This is a genomic window from Mesorhizobium sp. WSM4836 (genome assembly GCF_055811815.1).
In genome coordinates this window covers 120,874-138,170 of sequence record NZ_JBVVQF010000015.1, presented here as the reverse complement: position 1 = coordinate 138,170, position 17,297 = coordinate 120,874, and the positions used below count along the sequence as shown (strand labels likewise).

Annotated in this window: 17 protein-coding genes; 11 read left to right on the top strand and 6 right to left on the bottom strand. The window is 64.5% G+C overall.

Translation table 11 applies throughout. The features are described 5' to 3' along the window. The first annotated feature begins 62 nt into the window (after positions 1-62). Positions 63-2,471: a phenylalanine--tRNA ligase subunit beta gene (pheT, locus tag AC0L2P_RS18900; RefSeq protein ID WP_473502894.1), complete on the top strand. Its 2,409-nt coding sequence runs from the start codon at positions 63-65 to the stop codon at positions 2,469-2,471. 39 nt (positions 2,472-2,510) lie between these two features. Beyond that, entirely contained in the window at positions 2,511-3,113 is a 603-nt protein-coding gene (locus AC0L2P_RS18895; RefSeq protein ID WP_473502893.1) for a nucleotidyltransferase family protein, read from the top strand. 78 nt (positions 3,114-3,191) lie between these two features. Here the strand turns inward: AC0L2P_RS18895 and AC0L2P_RS18890 are convergent, their stop codons facing one another. After that, positions 3,192-4,187, bottom strand: coding sequence for an aldo/keto reductase (locus AC0L2P_RS18890; protein ID WP_473502891.1), 996 nt, complete (start codon positions 4,185-4,187; stop codon positions 3,192-3,194). 101 nt (positions 4,188-4,288) lie between these two features. On the opposite strand from AC0L2P_RS18890, the gene AC0L2P_RS18885 reads away from it, so the two are divergent. From AC0L2P_RS18885 to AC0L2P_RS18860, 6 genes are all read left to right on the top strand, one after another. Next, positions 4,289-5,179, top strand: coding sequence for a LysR family transcriptional regulator (locus AC0L2P_RS18885; protein ID WP_473502889.1), 891 nt, complete (start codon positions 4,289-4,291; stop codon positions 5,177-5,179). Between the two features lie 59 nt (positions 5,180-5,238). Continuing rightward, on the top strand, positions 5,239-5,817 hold the full coding sequence (locus AC0L2P_RS18880) for a cytochrome b (RefSeq protein ID WP_473502887.1): 579 nt from the start codon (positions 5,239-5,241) through the stop codon (positions 5,815-5,817). Between the two features lie 68 nt (positions 5,818-5,885). Then, positions 5,886-6,461, top strand: a complete 576-nt coding sequence (locus tag AC0L2P_RS18875; RefSeq protein WP_473502885.1) for a YceI family protein — start codon at positions 5,886-5,888, stop codon at positions 6,459-6,461. A 114-nt stretch (positions 6,462-6,575) separates the two neighbouring features. After that, a complete protein-coding gene (locus AC0L2P_RS18870) occupies positions 6,576-7,562 on the top strand; it encodes a Gfo/Idh/MocA family protein (RefSeq protein WP_473502883.1) in 987 nt (328 codons plus the stop codon). 59 nt (positions 7,563-7,621) lie between these two features. Then, positions 7,622-8,269 (top strand): FAD-dependent oxidoreductase, encoded by a 648-nt coding sequence (locus AC0L2P_RS18865; protein WP_473502881.1) that lies wholly within the window; start codon positions 7,622-7,624, stop codon positions 8,267-8,269. Then, on the top strand, positions 8,203-9,285 hold the full coding sequence (locus AC0L2P_RS18860; RefSeq protein ID WP_473502879.1) for an FAD-binding dehydrogenase: 1,083 nt from the start codon (positions 8,203-8,205) through the stop codon (positions 9,283-9,285). The genes AC0L2P_RS18865 and AC0L2P_RS18860 overlap by 67 nt, the downstream gene beginning before the upstream one ends. A gap of 61 nt (positions 9,286-9,346) precedes the next feature. Here AC0L2P_RS18860 and AC0L2P_RS18855 read toward each other — a convergent pair whose 3' ends face one another. After that, a complete protein-coding gene (locus AC0L2P_RS18855; RefSeq protein ID WP_473502877.1) occupies positions 9,347-10,087 on the bottom strand; it encodes a GntR family transcriptional regulator in 741 nt (246 codons plus the stop codon). Positions 10,088-10,192: 105 nt separating this feature from the next. On the opposite strand from AC0L2P_RS18855, the gene AC0L2P_RS18850 reads away from it, so the two are divergent. From AC0L2P_RS18850 to AC0L2P_RS18840, 3 genes are all read left to right on the top strand, one after another. Further along, on the top strand, positions 10,193-10,747 hold the full coding sequence (locus AC0L2P_RS18850; protein WP_473502875.1) for an autotransporter: 555 nt from the start codon (positions 10,193-10,195) through the stop codon (positions 10,745-10,747). Positions 10,748-10,913: 166 nt separating this feature from the next. Further along, the gene (locus tag AC0L2P_RS18845; RefSeq protein ID WP_473502873.1) at positions 10,914-11,699 is read left to right on the top strand and encodes a DUF899 domain-containing protein; all 786 of its coding nucleotides are present in this window, start codon (positions 10,914-10,916) and stop codon (positions 11,697-11,699) included. Between the two features lie 90 nt (positions 11,700-11,789). Then, positions 11,790-12,056 carry a hypothetical protein gene (locus AC0L2P_RS18840; RefSeq protein ID WP_473502871.1) on the top strand — a complete coding sequence of 89 codons (267 nt, stop codon included), beginning with the start codon at positions 11,790-11,792 and terminating at the stop codon, positions 12,054-12,056. Positions 12,057-12,102: 46 nt separating this feature from the next. Here AC0L2P_RS18840 and AC0L2P_RS18835 read toward each other — a convergent pair whose 3' ends face one another. The 4 genes from AC0L2P_RS18835 to AC0L2P_RS18820 form a co-directional block, all read right to left on the bottom strand. Continuing rightward, positions 12,103-13,041, bottom strand: a complete 939-nt coding sequence (locus AC0L2P_RS18835) for an alpha/beta hydrolase (RefSeq protein WP_473502869.1) — start codon at positions 13,039-13,041, stop codon at positions 12,103-12,105. Positions 13,042-13,272: 231 nt separating this feature from the next. Then, positions 13,273-14,055 carry a carnitinyl-CoA dehydratase gene (locus tag AC0L2P_RS18830; RefSeq protein ID WP_473502867.1) on the bottom strand — a complete coding sequence of 261 codons (783 nt, stop codon included), beginning with the start codon at positions 14,053-14,055 and terminating at the stop codon, positions 13,273-13,275. Further along, entirely contained in the window at positions 14,048-16,126 is a 2,079-nt protein-coding gene (locus AC0L2P_RS18825; RefSeq protein ID WP_473502865.1) for an acetate--CoA ligase family protein, read from the bottom strand. Before AC0L2P_RS18825 ends, AC0L2P_RS18830 begins: the two co-directional genes overlap by 8 nt. A gap of 3 nt (positions 16,127-16,129) precedes the next feature. Continuing rightward, on the bottom strand, positions 16,130-17,293 hold the full coding sequence (locus tag AC0L2P_RS18820) for an acyl-CoA dehydrogenase family protein (protein WP_473502863.1): 1,164 nt from the start codon (positions 17,291-17,293) through the stop codon (positions 16,130-16,132). Positions 17,294-17,297 lie beyond the last annotated feature (4 nt).

Genomic DNA, 17,297 nt, shown 5'->3' with positions numbered 1-17,297 from the left:
ATGTCCGACGCGCGGCCGCATAGTTTCAAGCCCAACGTGCCCAGACCACACGGAACATAGTCATGAAACTCACCCTCTCCTGGCTCAAAGACCACCTCGAAACCGACGCCTCGCTGGCGGAAATCGTCGAGCGGCTGACCTCGATCGGCCTCGAGGTCGAGCATGTCGACGACCGCGCGAGCCTGAAACCCTTCGTCATCGCCAAGGTGCTGACGGCGGTCCAGCACCCAGACGCCGACCGGCTGCGCGTGCTGACCGTCGACACCGGCGACGGCAGGGCGCCAGTGCAGGTTGTCTGCGGCGCGCCGAACGCCCGCGCCGGCCTGATCGGCGCCTTTGCAGCGCCCGGCACCTATATTCCCGGCATCGACGTGACGCTGCCCATCGGCAAGATCCGCGGCGTTGAAAGCCACGGCATGATGTGCTCCGAGCGCGAGCTCGAACTCTCCGAAGAGCATGACGGCATTATCGACCTGCCGGCCGATGCGCCGGTCGGCACCAGCTTCGCCGCCTATGCCCATCTCGACGATCCGCTGATCGAGATCAATCTGACGCCGAACCGGCCGGATGCGACCAGCGTCCATGGCATCGCCCGCGATTTGGCGGCAAGCGGGCTCGGCACGCTGAAGAGCGCGCCGATAGAGCCGGTCCCCGGCAAGGGCGAGACGCCGGTCAAGGTGACGATCGAAGCGCCGGAGCTCTGTCCCGGCTTTGCGCTGCGCCTGGTGCGCGGCGTCAAGAACGGCCCCTCGCCGAAATGGCTGCAGCAAAGGCTTCTCGCCATCGGCTTGAGGCCGATCAGCGCGCTCGTCGACATCACCAACTACGTCACCTTCGACCGCGGCCGGCCGCTGCATGTTTTCGACGCTGGAAAGGTCACCGGCAACCTCACCGTGCGCCGGGCACGCGACGGCGAAAAGGTGCTGGCGCTCGACGGCCGCGAGTACACGCTGACGCCGGAGATGTGCGTGATCGCCGACCAGGATGGTATCGAGTCGATTGCCGGCATCATGGGCGGCGAGCATTCCGGCTGTGACGAGAACACCACCGACGTGCTGATCGAGTCCGCACTTTGGGACCCGATCGCCACCGCCCGCACCGGCCGCACGCTCGGCATCATCACCGACGCGCGCTATCGGTTCGAGCGCGGCGTCGACCCGGAAATGATGGTTCCCGGCCTGGAGCTGGCAACGAAGTTGGTGCTCGATTTCTGCGGCGGCACGCCGGCGCAAACCGAAGTCGTCGGCTATGCCGGCCATCAGCCGAAGATCGTCTCGTTCCCATTGTCGGAAGTGAAGCGGCTGACCGGCATCGAAGTGCCGCGATCGACAAGCCTCGACATTCTTGCCCGCCTCGGCTTCCGGCCGGAGGGTACCGGCGACGTCGTCAATGTGGCGGTCCCGTCCTGGCGGCCGGATATCGACGGCAAGGCCGACTTGGTCGAGGAGGTCATGCGCATCCACGGCGTCGACAATATCGCGCCGCAGCCGCTCGGTTCCCATAACGCGGTCAACGCCAAGATCCTGACTGTGCTGCAGATCCGCACCCGCGCCGCCAAGCGGGCGCTCGCCGTGCGCGGCATGATGGAGGCCGTCACCTGGTCGTTCATTCCGGCAAAACACGCCGAATTGTTCGGCGGCGGCCAGCAGGCGCTGAAGCTTGCCAACCCCATCGCCGCCGATATGTCGGACATGCGGCCGTCGCTGCTGCCGGGGCTGATTGCGGCAGCACAGCGCAATGCCGACAGGGGCATCGGCGATGTCGCGCTGTTCGAAGTGTCGGGCACTTACGAGGGCGCCGGCGCCGACCAGCAGAGGCGTGTTGCCGCCGGCGTGCGCCGCGGCACCGCCAAGCTCGAGGGCTCCGGCCGCCATTGGGCCGGCAATGCCGGCGCCGTCGGCGTCTTCGATGCCAAGGCCGATGCGATCGCAGCACTCGAAGCCTGCGGCGCGCCTGTCGAGCGGCTGCAGATCGAGGCCGGCGGCCCGGCCTGGTATCATCCCGGCCGCTCCGGTACGATCAAGCTTGGGCCGAAGGTCGTGCTCGGCACCTTCGGTGAATTCCATCCGAAGACGCTGGAGGGGTTGGACGCCTCCGGCCCACTGTGCGGCTTCGAAGTGTTCATCGATGCCGTGCCCGAACCGAAGGCCAAGCCGACGCGGACAAAGCCGCGGCTCGATCTGTCCGCCTTCCAGGCGGTCAAGCGCGATTTCGCCTTCGTTGTAGACAAGGCGATCGAAGCCGGCACACTCGTTCGCGCTGCCCTTGCCGCCGACCGGAAGCTGATTTCGGGCGTCTCGGTGTTCGACGTGTTCGAAGGCGCCGCACTCGGGGCGGCGAAGAAATCGATCGCCATCGAAGTGTCGATCCAGCCGGTCGAAAAGACGCTGACCGACGAGGATTTCGAGGCATTGGCCAAGCGCATCGTCGAGAATGTCGGCAAACAGACCGGCGGGGTTTTACGCGGCTGAGGGGTTGCGGGCGCCCGGCGAATCGCCCTCCAAAGGGCAATGGACCGTTTCCGCTATTCCGGACTCGCGTTCGAAACCCAACGGGCGGCGTTTCTCGACATCGTCTCGGCTGATCCGCTGATCGGCGAGACGCTGGAGCGGGTTCGAGAGCTTGACCTGCCCGACTGGCTGGTCGTTTCCGGCGCGCTCTACAACAGCGTTTGGAACCATCTGACCGGCAAGCCTTCGGGTTACGGCATCCGGGATGTCGACCTGTTCTATTTCGACGATAGCGATCTGTCCTATGAAGCCGAGGACAGTGTGATCGCCCGCGCCGCGCCGGTCTTCGCCGATCTGCCCGTGCCGGTCGAGATCCGTAATCAGGCGCGGGTGCATCTGTGGTATCCGATCAAGTTTGGGCAGGAATGCCCGCGTTATATGAGCGCCAGCGAATCGGTCAGCTATTTCGCGTCGAAGACGCATGCAGTCGGCGTGCGCTACGATGCCGAGGGGCGCCTCGATCTGGTGGCACCGTTCGGCCTCGACGACATCTTCTCGTTTCGCATCACCCCGAACCGGGTGATGGACAACCAAAAGACGCACGCGACGAAGGGCGCGCGTGCGAGGGAGAACTGGCCGGAGATTACTGTCGTGCCGTGGTAGAATGTCGGCGCGACCTTGTTGCACGGCGACACACAAAAAAGGGCGCCGAAGCGCCCCTTCTGTTTCATTGGCATTGATTCACCCGTTCACCAGCGCCAGCAGCTCCTCCGTATAGCGCTTGCCGACGACTTTCTCCGGCGACAGGGCGTCGCCGATGGAGGCCACCTCGGCTTCACTCAGTACGATATCGGCTGCCGCCGTATTCTGCTCCAGGTGGCGGATTTTTCGCGCACCGGGGATCGGCACGATGAAGTCGCCCTGATGCAGCACCCAGGCGAGTGCCAGCTGCGCCGGCGTCACGCCCTTCTCTGCGGCCATCTTTTCCAGCACGGCGACGACCGCCGCATTGGCCGCCATGGCGTCGGCCTGGAAGCGCGGCAACCCGCGGCGCCAGTCGTCGGCGCCGAGAACATCGGGCTTGGCGATCGTGCCGGTGAGCAGGCCGCGGCCGAGCGGGCTATAGGGGACAAAGCCGATGCCGAGCTCGCGGCAGACCGCAAGCACCTCTTCCTCCGGATCGCGGCTCCACAGTGAATACTCGCTCTGCACCGCTGCGATCGGATGCACGGCATGCGCCCGGCGGATCGTCGCCGCACTCGCCTCCGATAGGCCGAGCGCCCGCACCTTGCCCTCGCGCACCAGTTCTGCCATGGCGCCGACCGTATCCTCGATCGGCACGTTCGGATCGACGCGGTGCTGGTAATAGAGATCGATGGCCTCGGTATCCAGCCGTTTCAACGACGCTTCGGCAACCGCCTTGACATGTTCCGGGCGGCTGTCGACGCCGGCCATGCGCTCCATGCCGCTGCCCTCTTCCAGGATCTTGAAGCCGAATTTGGTCGCGATCGTCACCTTGTCACGCACCGGCTTCAGCGCCTTGCCAACCAGGATCTCGTTCTCGTAAGGGCCATAGACTTCGGCCGTGTCGAAGAAATTGACGCCGATGTCGACGGCGTGGCGCAGCGTCGCGATCGCGTCTGCCTCCAGCTGGCCGCCATAGGCAAAGCTCATCCCCATGCAGCCGAGGCCGACCGGGTAGACGTCAAGTTCATTGCCAAGCTTGCGGGTTTGCATCACGTGTCTCCTTGGATGGTTGTGATGCCGCAGAGATAGCGTCTTGCGCCGCGTTCGATAATCGGCTCTCATTTGCACGGGCTGTTCCCAAAAATAGATCAATGAAGCGAACCTATCTTTCACAGCTCGCTGTGCTGGCAACGGTCGCCCAATGCGGCAGTTTTCGCGGCGCGGCCAAGGAACTGGCAATCGCGCCATCGGCGGTCAGCCACGCGGTGTCCAGCCTCGAAGCGGGCCTCGGCGTGCGCCTTCTGGCGCGCAGCACGCGCAGCGTCGCCCCGACCGAGGAAGGCGCGCAACTGCTCGAACGCCTCAGACCGGCACTGTCGGAAATCGACCTGGCGCTGGAATCGGCGATCGAGGCACGCGACCGGCCGGCCGGCAATCTCAGGCTGACCGTGCCGCGCACCGCGGCCCACCTGGCGCTGACGCCAAGGCTCGGCGCCTTTGCCGCCGCCTATCCGAACATCGTGCTGGAGATCGTCATCGAGGACCGCTTCACCGATATGGTCGAGGGCGGCTTCGATGCCGGCGTGCGGCTGGGCGAGAGCCTGCAGCGCGACATGATCGCCGTGCGCATCGGGCCGAACCTGCGCGGCGCCGTGGTTGGCGCGCCGTCCTATTTCAAGACCATGCCCAGGCCGCTGCATCCGCACGATCTTGCCGCTCACCGCTGCATCCGTTTCCGCTTCTCCAGCGGCATTCTCTACCGATGGGAATTCGAGAAAAACGGCGAGGAGATCGAGATAGCGGTACAGGGGCCGCTGATCCTCGACGAGGACCATCTGATTGCCAATGCCGCGGTAGATGGCACCGGGCTTGCCTTCGTGTTCGAGGACTATGTCCGCGATGCGCTCACCACCGGCAAGCTCATGCGCGTGCTGGAGGACTGGTGCCCGCCTTTCGACGGCTTCTTCGTCTATTATCCCAGCAGCCGCCAGATGCGGCCGGCGCTCAGGGCCGTTGTCGATTTCTTCAAGGTCGGCGAGTAAGCCAACCCTCCCCACAAAGAGAGGTGGAAGAAAGCCGACCTGGCATTCGTTTACCGACCATGTCAGCACTGCCCAAAAACCAGACAACCGGCTATGGCTGGACGGCGATCGTCCTTCATTGGCTGATCGCCGCACTCTTTATCGGCCAGTTCGTGCTCGGCTTCGTCATGGTGCGGCTGCCCAGCCAGCGCACCGCCTTCGAGTTGATCCAGCTGCATAAATCCTTCGGCTTCCTGCTGCTTGGACTGGTCATCCTGCGCATAGCCTGGCGCCTGGGCAGACCGGCCCCGCCGCTGCCGCGCTCGGTCAGCCTCTTGGAGCGCCGCACGGCGCCGCTTGTCCATCTCGCGCTTTATGCGTTTCAGCTCGCTCTGCCGCTGTCCGGCTGGGCGCTGGTCTCGGTCTCGGTGCTGGAGATCCCGAGCGTGCCGTTCAATCTATTCGTCATGCCCAATCTGCCGCTGGGTGAATCGGACGTGGCAGAAAACTTCTGGGCGGCAACGCACTGGTATCTCGCCTATGCCGGCATCGGACTTGTCGCTTTGCATCTGGCCGCGGCGCTGCGCCATCATTTCTGGCTGAGGGATACCGTGCTGACGCGCATGATCACGGCTTCGTCACATCGCGACACGGAATAGAGCGGGCGACTCATTCGTTCATGTGGCGAGGACGCAAGAAAGCGTTGCCTCCCAAAAGGATCATTTCCATGTATGCGCGCATCTTCGGATTTGCGGCAGCCGCCGCTTGTTTTGCCATGCCTGTTTTCGCGGCGGTCGCGCTCAGTGACGCCGCCGGCAGCTACACGATCAACCCGGCGAACTCCAGCATCCGCTTCTCCATAGGCAAGGTCGGCGGCGGCGGGCTCGAGGGCGCCTTCGCCCGCTTCAAGGGCAGTATCCTCATCGACAACAGCGATGTCGGCCGGTCCCAGGTCAATTTCACCATCTTCCCCGAAAGCGTCGGTACCGGCCAAAGTCGCATCGATGCCTTTCTTCGCTCAGACGCGGTTTTCGACGCGGCCAACAGCCCGGAGATCCAGTTCCGTTCGACCAGCGTCAAACGCACCAGCGACACGTCGGCCCTTGTTACTGGCAGGCTGACGGCGCGCGGCAAGACCTTTCAGGAAAAGTTCACGGCCGAGCTCGGCGGCCTCAAGGCGGGCACGATAAAATTCCACGTCACCGGCAAGGTGTTGCGGTCGCGCTATGGCATGGATGTCGGCACGCCGATTTATTCCAACGCCGTCGACTTCGACATGACGCTGACGGGTAGAAGGGGATAGCCTTTGCAGGACTTGGGTTCCTCGCCCCCGCAAAGCGGGGGAGAGGTGGCCCGCATTGGCTTTTCTCTTGAATTAGGGCAAACCTCCAGGCCTGCAATCGAGAGGAGAAATCTGATGTTCCGATGGGGTGTTTTGTCGACGGCCAAGATCGGCCGCGAGCAGCTTTTGCCGGCAATCGTCGGGGCGGAGAACGGCGTGCTGTCGGCGATCGCCAGCCGCGATCTGTCAAAGGCCCGGGCGCTGGGCGAACGCTTCGGTGCGCGCCACGCTTTCGGCTCCTATGAGGAACTGCTCGCCTCCAGCGACATCGACGGCGTCTACATTCCGCTGCCGACCTCGCAGCATGTCGAATGGACGGCCAAGGCGATCGAGGCCGGCAAGCATGTTCTGGTCGAAAAGCCGCTGGCGCTCGATGCCAAGGACATTCCGCGGCTGATCAAGCTGCGCGATGCCAGGAAGGTGCTGGTCTGCGAAGCCTTCATGGTCGTCTACCATCCGCAATGGATCAAGGTGCGCGAGCTGATCGCCAGCGGCGCCATCGGCCGGCTGCGCCATGTCCAGGGCGCGTTCTCCTATTACAATGTCGACCCCAACAACATGCGCAACAAGCTCGATCTCGGCGGCGGCGCGCTGCCCGACATCGGTGTCTACCCGACGGTGTCGACGCGCTTTTCGACCGGCAAGGAGCCGCTGCGCGTCCAGGCGACGATCGAGCGCGACAAGACCTTCGGCACCGATATCTATTCCTCGATCCGCGCCGATTTCGGCGATTTCGAACTGTCGTTTTACCTGTCGACGCAGATGGCGGCGCGGCAGGTGATGGTCTTCCACGGCGAGAAGGGCTTCATCGAGGTGTTCTCACCCTTCAACGCCGGGCTCTACGACCATCACCGCGTCGAACTGCACAACCAGAACCACAGCGAGGCGCAGGTATTCCGCTTTCCCGGCACGCAGCAATACCAGCTGGAAGTCGAGGCCTTCGCACGGGCGGCGCAGGGCGGCAAGGACCGCGTCTTCACCCTGGAAGAATCGGTACTCAACCAGAAGGTCATCGATGCCATCTTCCGCGCCGGCGAGAAGGAAGGCTGGGAGGCAGTCTAGGCCGGCCATGACCCCAAAAGGTGGGGACCGGTTTTTGGACCAGATCATGGCCAAATAAAATGCCCGACGATGCGGATGTGATCATTGTCGGCGCCGGCCTTGCCGGTCTTGTCGCGGCGGCCGAACTGGCCGAGGCCGGCAAGAAGACCATCATTGTCGAGCAGGAGCCGGAGCAGTCGCTTGGCGGCCAGGCATTCTGGTCGCTCGGCGGCATTTTCCTTGTCGATTCGCCCGAACAGCGGCGCATGCGCATCCGCGATTCGTATGAGCTGGCGCTCGAGGACTGGTTGGGCACCGCAGCGTTCGATCGTGCGGAAGATCTCTGGCCGCGCCGCTGGGCCGAGGCCTATGTCGGCTTCGCCGCCGGCGAGAAGCGCTCCTGGCTCATGCAGCGCGGCCTGAAATTCTTTCCGGTGGTCGGCTGGGCCGAGCGCGGCGGCGGCAATGCCGTCGGCCACGGCAATTCGGTGCCGCGCTTCCAATGTCACCTGGGGCACCGGCCCTGGCGTGCTCGAACCGTTCGTGCAGCGCGTGCGCGAGGCCGAGAAGCGCGGGCTGATCCGCTTCAAATTCCGTCACCGGGTCAACGAATTGACCCGGGCGGGCGGCGTCGTCGACGGCGTGCGCGGCGACATACATATTGGCGGCGAGCAATGCCGAGCGCGGCCGCAAGAGCTCGCGCGAGATCACCGGCGATTTCGAGCTGAAGGCGCAGGCCGTCATCGTCGCCTCCGGCGGCATCGGCGCCAATCACCAGCTGGTCCGGGAGAATTGGCCGCAGCGGCTGGGCGCGCCGCCGAAAGGCCTGATCACCGGCGTTCCCGATCATGTCGACGGCCGCATGCTGGCGATCACCGAGGCTGCCGGCGGCCGGCTCATCAACCGCGACCGCATGTGGCACTATGTCGAGGGCGTCAGGAACTGGGCACCGATCTGGACCGATCATGCGATCCGCATCCTGCCCGGCCCGTCATCGCTGTGGCTCGAGGCGCGCGGCAAGCGCCTGCCGGTGCCGCTCTATCCCGGCTTCGACACGCTGGCGACGCTCAGCCACATCACGAGCACCGGATACGACTATTCCTGGTTCATCCTGACCAAAAGGATCATCCAGAAGGAGTTCGCGCTGTCGGGCTCCGAGCAGAATCCGGATTTGACGGGGAAGAGCTGGCGCCAGGTGCTCGGCCGCGCCACCAGCGGCGTGCCAGCGCCGGTCAAGGCGTTCATGGAGAAGGGCGAGGATTTCATCGTCGAGCCCGAGCTGCCGGCGCTGGTCGCTCGCATGAACGCATTGGCCGGCGGCGAGCCGCTGCTCGAATTGGCGCAGGTCGAGCGCGAAATCCGCGCCCGCGACCGGCAGCTCGACAATCCGTTCTCCAAGGACATGCAGATTACTGCGCTGCGCGGTGCGCGCGCCTATCTCGGCGACCGGCTGATCCGCACCGCAAGGCCGCACAAGCTGCTCGACCCCGCCAATGGCCCGCTGATCGCCGTCAGGCTCAGCATCCTGACCCGCAAGACGCTCGGCGGGCTTGAGACGGACCTCGACAGCCGCGTGGTGGGCGCCGGCGGCCAACCGGTCGAGGGGCTGTACGCGGTGGGCGAGGCCGCCGGTTTCGGCGCCGGCGGCATGCACGGTTATGCAGCGCTCGAAGGCACGTTTCTCGGCGGCTGCATCTTTTCCGGCCGCAGTGCCGGACGGGCAGCGGTGCGAGCGGTGGGGTGAAACAAGGCCCGCCCGCGGCCGTTGCGCCAAGGTGGCGGTCGCACCGAATGGCCAACTTCCCTTAGGCGAAGGGCTGCAAATTGACGTCCTGAAGCTTCGAACCGGCAAGCAAAGCCTCGAGCACCTGCTTCTTGAGAAACAGGCACTGCGAACGGGCAAGTTTGACGATGGCGGAAACGTCGCCTGCCTCGCAGGCAAGAACCAGTTCCTTTTGCTGGGCGATGATCAACTGGGTGAAATCGCGCGACTTGAACCCGAGGTGGAGAACCCGCGCCGACTGGTCGAGTATCTGGTCCAGCAGATGCGCCAGTCGTAGATTTCCCGAGAGCTCCGCAAGGGCCAGACGAAAGGCACGATCTGCTGCAAGGAAAGCGACGTGGCTGCGTAGCGTCTCCGGCTTCAGCACTTTTTTTGCTGCCAGCCTGATGTCCTCCAGCCCGCGCTCGGTCATGTTCGATGCCGCCACCCTGAAGACTACCGGTTCGATCAAGCTACGGACATCGAAGATCTCGTTGACATCGCGCAGGCTGAGCGTCGCGACGACGTAGCCGCGGCGCGGCTCGCTCCTGACCAGCCCTTCCTGCATCAGGCGGGCCAGCGCGGCGCGGATGGTCGCCTTTTTGATCTGGTATCGATCGCCGATCTGTTTCTCGGTCAGCGCTTCACCGGGGCGCAGCACGCAGGCAATGATGTCGTTCCTCAACTGCTCATATGCCTGTTCCCTGCGAAGGACATCGGCGGCTGACAGTGCTGTCGCCTCGACCGTGGCCGGCCTTGCCGGTTCGGCGCTCAACTTCGTCATTTTCATATTTTGTCCGTCTGGCTGTCCGGTTGACGCTGACATCAGCATTCGCTAGCGTGAGCATCTTAGATTGATGATCTGAGCATCTCACGGAGGATAAGTGATATGCCTTTAGCCGCCAACTCGCCTCTCTACGCCGTTGCCGATGGTATCGTCAATGCCGCGAAGGGGCCAGATCCCCTCGAAGCGGTAAGGACAGTGCTGAGCGACTACACCAACCGTTTTCACGCATCGGGAACGCTCGCTCACGAAGAAGACGACGACGAGGTGCTTTTGCATGCGAGCCCGAACCTGACGATCTATCACATCACTCTGTCGCCCGGCCTGCAGTACCCGCCTCATAACCACCTGATGGATGCCTTGATCGGCATCTACAAGGGCAGCGAGACGAACTTCATCTATCCCGTTGCCGGCAGCGAACTCGATATCCCGGAAAGGCGGGACATCGCAGCGCCTGCCGTCGTGCACATGGCGTCAAATACCGTGCATGCGGTTGCGAATACCGGCAGCGCGCGGTCCGGTGCGCTGCATGTTTACCTCGGTGATCTCACGCAAACCCACCGCCAGCTGTGGAGCCCGGACAGCAACCAGGCAGAGCCGTTTGACAATGACCGCTACCTGGCCGGCGCTCGGCCCATTCAGCAGTCCGGGCGCGAATGAGCGCAGGGGCGTCGCGGGCGGCGAAATCGGTCGTGATCAGCGAACCCGTCGGAATCGCGTCACACTTGTCACTCTCGCCAATCCGCTATCGCCCCTATCCTGGCTCACGACCCAACACGCAACACATCGCGCCGATGCGGCGACAAATCAGCAAGGGAGATGCACAATGACGGCACATCAGAATGGCACAGGCGAGCAGACGACGCGGCTCGCGATGAAGACACCACCGGTCGTTTCGCCTGACGCGTGGGAGGCCGCGCGCCAGCAGCTGCTCGTGAAGGAAAAGACCGTGACCCGGGCTCGCGACGCCTTGGCGGCCGAGCGCCGGCGGATGCCATGGATGGCGGTGGAGAAGACCTATACGTTCGAAGGGCCCGACGGAAAGGTGAGCCTGCTCGATCTGTTCGAGGGCCGCCGTCAGCTGATCGTCTACCGCGCCTTCTTCGAGCCTGGCGTATTCGGCTGGCCCGATCATGCCTGCCGCGGCTGCTCGCTGGGGGCCGATCAGGTCGGCAACCTCGCCCATCTGAACGCCCGCGACACCACGCTTGCCTACGCCTCGCGCGCACCGCAGGCAGATATTGCGCGGCTGAAGGCGCGGATGGACTGGAAGATGCCCTGGTACACCATCACCGACAGCTTCGATGCCGATTTCGGCGTTGACGAGTGGCACGGTCACAACGTGTTCATCCGCGACGGCGACCGCGTGTTCCGCACCTACTTCATCAACAACCGAGGCGACGAGGCGATGGGGACCGTATGGAGCTATCTCGACCTGTCGCCGCTCGGACGGCAGGAGGTGTGGGAGGATTCGCCCGAGGGCTATCCGCAGACGCCCACCTACAAATGGTGGAACTGGCACGACAATTACGGCGCCGAAGCCGTCCCCGACAAAAAGTGGGTCGAGGTGTCGGACGTCGGAGAGGCCGCGTTCCGGAACCGCACTGAATAGGACGTCCTCGGCGTCGCTCTGAGACAAATGGAGGAGCGGGATTCACGGTTCCATTCGACCGCATCCCGCTCACTACCAGGGACAACGGACATGAGCGAGATTCATGCAGGCGGATCCGCCGGCGATCCAAGCCCGGCCGGCCATAGTGCAGCCGATTGGCTGTCCTTTGCGGCCGCGCCGACCTTCGCAACCATGGCGCTGTTGACGTTTCTCGGCGGAGCGCCGGATATGATGTGCTCGACCGGGCAAGAGGCGTCGCCGCTGGGCGGCATGGTTCCGATGTACCTGCTGATGAGCGCCTTTCATCTGGGACCTTGGCTGAAGCAGGTTTCCGGCCGGCGACGCCGCCGCAAATAGAGCTGTACCGGCCGACAAAGGCCCGTTCTGGTCGGGATGACATCCCTCACCAGATCCACTCGCCCCTTCCCAAAACCGCTACCGCATCGACAATCCGGGTAAAGCTCGAGCGGGCGCGGCCGGCCGTGTGTCTGGCGCGCAAATAGCCGTGCACCAGCCCCGGCTCCTCGAACCACCAGGCGCGTCCGCCTGCGGCAACGATGCGGTCGCGATAGGCTTCGCCGTCCGACGACAGCGGATCGCATTCGGCGGTGATCACGACTGTGGGCGGCAGATTGGCAAACTCGGCATCGGCAAGCGGCGACAAGGTGAGATCGCCGGTGCGGTCCTCGCCGCCGGTCCTGATGTCCTTGTAGAAAACGAGGTCGCGCGCGTTAAGCATCGGCGCTTCGGCATGCGTGACGTAGGAGCCTGTGGAGCTGTCGCCGCCAAGGCCGGGATAGACCAGAATCTGGCCGATCGGCTTGCGCGCATGGCCGCGCGTCGCGTGGCTGACGGCGGCGGCGAGATTGCCGCCGGCACTGTCGCCGCAGAGCAGGACAGGACGCTCGTAAGTGGTCGACGCCCATTCGAAGGCGCTGATGGCATCGTCGAAGGCGGCCGGATGAAGGTGTTCCGGCGCCAGCCGGTAGTCGACCGAAACCACTTCGTAGCCGGTGCGCCCGCAAAGTTCGGCGCAGAGGTCGTCATGGCTGTCGACCCCGCCTAGCATAAAACCGCCGCCATGGAAATAAAGCACCATCGCCGCCGCTTCCGGCGCCGGGGCACGGTAGATGCGGATCGGGATGTGCCATGGCGTGGCAATGGCGGTGGTTTCCGCCGTGACGCCTTGGGGATAGCCGGCAAAGAACGCGCGGCACATCCGGTTATAGATCTCGCGCTGCTCGGCGATGGTGTAGTCGATCGTATCGGGCGGATAATAGGAGTTGGTCCGCTCGATGAAGGCCCAGGTCTCGGCGTCGATGAGGGTTTTGTAGTCGGTCATGGAAGGCGGAAGGATTGCCAATGCTGAGCCTGGGCACCCCCTTCTGGCCTCCCCTCTTTGCCACCACTTGGCATCTCCCCCGCAACGAGGGAGATCGGCAGCTTCACCTGCGGAGCTATTCTTGCAGCGTTGATGATTGGCGAAAGCAGAAATGACGGCCAATCTCCCTCCTTGCGGGGGAGATGCCCGGCAGGGCAGAGGAGGGTGTCTCGCGCCATCATCTCCGCAGTGTCATTTTCCCTTCCACACCGGCTCGCGCTTTTCGGCAAAGGCGCGAAAGCCTTCGAGATTGTCCTCCGAGCCGTAGAGCGCGTCAACCGTCGGCAGTTGCCGGCGCGTCACCCGGTTCATGGCGTCCTGAAATGTCAGCGATTCCGCGACCCGGGCCGTTTCCTTGATCGCGGCGAAGACCAGCGGCGGGCCGCTGGCAAGCAGCCGGGCGATTTCCCAGACGCGGTCCTCCAGCCTGTCCTTGGGCAGCACTTCGTTGACCAGGCCCCAGCGATGCGCCTCGGCGACGTCCATCCAGCGGCCGGTGAGCAAAAGGTCCATGGCGACATGGTAGGGGATGCGCTTCGGCAGCTTGATCGTCGCCGCATCGGCCAGCGTGCCGGCGCGGATTTCGGGCAGGGCGAAGGAGGAATGATCCGACGCGTAGATTAGGTCGCAGGACAGCGCCAGTTCGAAACCGCCGCCGACCGCCATGCCGTTGACGGAGGCGATCACCGGCTTGTTGAGATCGCGCAGTTCCTGCAGCCCGCCGAACCCGCCGACGCCATAATCGCCGTCGACGGCATCGCCGCCGGCCGCGGCCTTCAGGTCCCAGCCGGCGCAGAAGAACTTGTCGCCGGCGGTCTTGACGATGGCGACGCGCAGGTCGGGATCGTCGCGAAACGCCTTGAACGTCTCGCCCATCAGCCGCGACGTCTTCAGGTCGATGGCATTGGCCTTGGGCCGGTCGAGCGTGACTTCGACGATAGTGCCCTCGCGGCGGGTGGTGATGATTTCAGCCATTCTTCTTGTCTCCAAGCACCAGCAGCGCATCGGCGATCCAGGCGCCTTTGCCCTCGGTGCAGACGATCAGCGGATTGATGTCGAGTTCCTCGATATCGCCGGCGTTTTGCTGAACGAAAGCGGCAATGCCGGATATCGCCTCGATTGCCGCCGCGACGTCGGCCTTCGGCCGACCGCGATAGCCGTCGAGCAGCGGGAACAGTTTCAGCCCGCGCAAAGCGGCTTCGATATCGTCGCGGGTCGCCGGCAGCATCAGCGTGACGCTGTCGCGCAACAGCTCGACCAGCACGCCGCCGGTGCCGAGCGTCATCACCGCGCCGAACATCGGGTCGCGGGTGAAGCCGACCAGCAGCTCGGCGACGCCGTCGCGCACCATGCGCTCGACATAAAGGCCGCTGCCGAGTGGGCCGAGATCATGCGCGGCGGTGCTGACGGATTCGGCATCCCTCAAATTGAGCCGCACCGCATCCATCTCGGATTTGTGGATGACGCCAAGAGCCTTCAGCGCCACCGGGAAGCCGAGCGCCATCGAAGAGATGACAGCTTCGACCGCATTGCCGGCGCGCTCGCCTTTCGGTACCGGAAGCCCGGCCTCGATGAGCCGCGCTTTCGCCTCGGCCTCGTCAGGCGTGACATGGTCGCCCGCCGGCGCGCCGGACGCCGAGGTGTCGATCGGTTGCGCCTGCGGCTCGCGCCAGGCCCAGCCGATGAAGGCTGCCGCCTGGGCGGCATCCATGGCCTCGGAAATGCCGAACAGCGGCACCATGCCCCGCGCCATCAGCCCGGCAGTATATTCCTCGGGCAGGTTCTCCGGTAGCGAGGACACGATCGCGCCTTGCGCGCTGTTGGTCTTCAGCGCCGCTTCGAACGCGCGCAGCGTCGCCCACCAGTCGGTGTCCGAGCAGCGGTCTGGGCGCGGGAAATCGAGCACCAGCATGTTGAGGTCGAAGCCGCCAGACACCATGGCGGTGAAGGTGGCGGTCATCGCCGGCTCGTTGTTCCAGATGAAGGTGTGGTAGTCGAGCGGGTTGGCCACCGCGACCAGCGGCCCGAGCGTCGATTTGACATGCGCGCGATGCTCGGCGGTGAGTGGCGGAAAGGTCACCCAGCGGCCTTCGGCGCTGTCGGCCATGACCGAAGCCTCGCCGCCCGAACAACTCATCGACGACAGCCCGTAGCCGGGCAGGGGGCCGGTGACGTGCAGCAGCTTCAGTGCCTCGATGAAGGCCGGGATCGAATCGACGCGGGCAATGCCGAGCCGCTTCAGGAAGGCGCCGGACGCCGCGTCCGAGCCGGCCAGCGACGCGGTATGCGAAACGGTCGCCTGCCGCGCCTGTTCGGAGCGGCCGACCTTCATGGCGATAACAGGTTTTTTCAGCTCGCGCGCCCGCGCCGCCAGCCTTTCGAAGCCGGCTACCGAATCGAAAGCCTCGATATGCAGGCCGAGCGCGGTGACGCGGTCGTCCTCGATCAGGCCGAGCGCCATTTCGGAAAGTCCGGTCTGCGCCTGGTTGCCGGCGGTCATCAGAAAGGCGATCGGCAGGCCGCGCTTCTGCATTGTCATGTTGATGGCGATGTTGGACGACTGGGTAATGATGGCAACGCCGCGGCCGCCTTCTGGCAGCCTGACGCCGCCATGCTGGTCTGGCCACAAAAGCGCGCCGTCGGCGTAATTGATCAGCCCGTAGCAGTTTGGCCCGATGATCGGCATTTGGCCCGCCGCAGCGACCAACTCGGCCTGCAGCCGCTCGCCGTCCTCGTCATAAGCCTCGGTTTCGAGAAAGCCGGCGGCAAAGCAGACGGCGCCGCCGGCGCCGCGTTCGGCCAGCGCTTTGACCACCTCAATGGTCAAATGCCGGTTGACGCCGATGAAAGCGGCATCCGGCGCTCCGGGCAATTCGGCCACCGAACGATAGGCCTTGCGGCCCGCCACCTCGTCCTTGCTCGGATGCACCGGCCAGATCTCGCCGGCAAAGCCCATCTTGATCGACTGCGCGACAACCGCAGCAGCCTGCGCGCCGCCGAACACAGCGATTGTCCGCGGGCGCAAAAGGCGCTCAAGTTTGTGCATTGATCAGCCCCCAACGGCGCGCAGCAGCGCTCGGGAGATGATGTGGCGCTGGATTTCCGAGGTGCCTTCCCAGATGCGCTCGACGCGGGCGTCGCGCCAGATGCGTTCCAGCGGCAAATCGTCCATCAGCCCCATGCCGCCATGGATCTGGATCGCCTCGTCGGCGACGAAGGCAAGCATCTCAGTGGCCTTCAGCTTGGCCATGGCCATGTCCTGGTCGGTGACGGTGCCCTGATCGTACTTCCAGCCGGCTTCGAACACCATCAGGTCGGCGGCCTTCAGCTCGGTCGCCATATCGGCGAGCTTGAACGACACGCCTTGAAACTTGCCGATCGGCTGGCCGAATTGCTGGCGCTGCGCGGCGTATTCGATGGCATGGCCAAGCGCCCGCTCGGCGCGGCCGAGGCAGGTGGCACCGACCTGCAGGCGCGTCGCGCCGAGCCATGAATTGGCGACGTCGAATCCCTTGTGGACCTCGCCCAGAACCTGACTGGCCGGCAACCGGCAATCGTCGAATTCGAGGATGGCATTGGTGTAGCCGCGATGCGAGACGTTGCGGTAGCCGTCGCGCACGGTAAAACCCTTGGTGCCCTTGTCGACGAAAAAGGCGGTGATCTTCTTGCGTTTTCCACGCGAAGACTCTTCCTCCCCCGAGGCCATGAAGACGATGGCGAAATCGGCGAGGTCGGCGTGGCTGATGAAATGCTTGGTGCCGTTCAGCACCCAGTCGTCGCCGTCTTGTACGGCGGTTGCCTTCATGCCGCGCAAATCGGAGCCGGCGCCCGGCTCGGTCATCGCCAGGCAGTCCCATTTTTCGCCGCGAATGCACGGGAACAGATATTTTTCGCGCTGCTCCGGCGTGCCGGCAAGCAGGATATTCGAAGGCCGCGCCACGCAGGTCCAGTGCAGCGCGTAATTGGCGCGGCCGAGCTCCTTTTCATAGAGCAGCCAGGTCACCGTATCGAGCCCGGCGCCGCCGACATCGGCCGGCATGTTGGCGGCATAGAGGCCGGCTTCGATCGCCTTGGCCTTGATCTCCTCGATCAGCTCGCGGCGCAGCACGCCGGCACGCTCGACCTCGCGCTCATGCGGGTAAAGCTCGTTCTCGACGAAGGCCCGCGTCGTCTCGACGATGAGCTTCTGCTCCTCCGAAAGACCAAAATCCATGGTC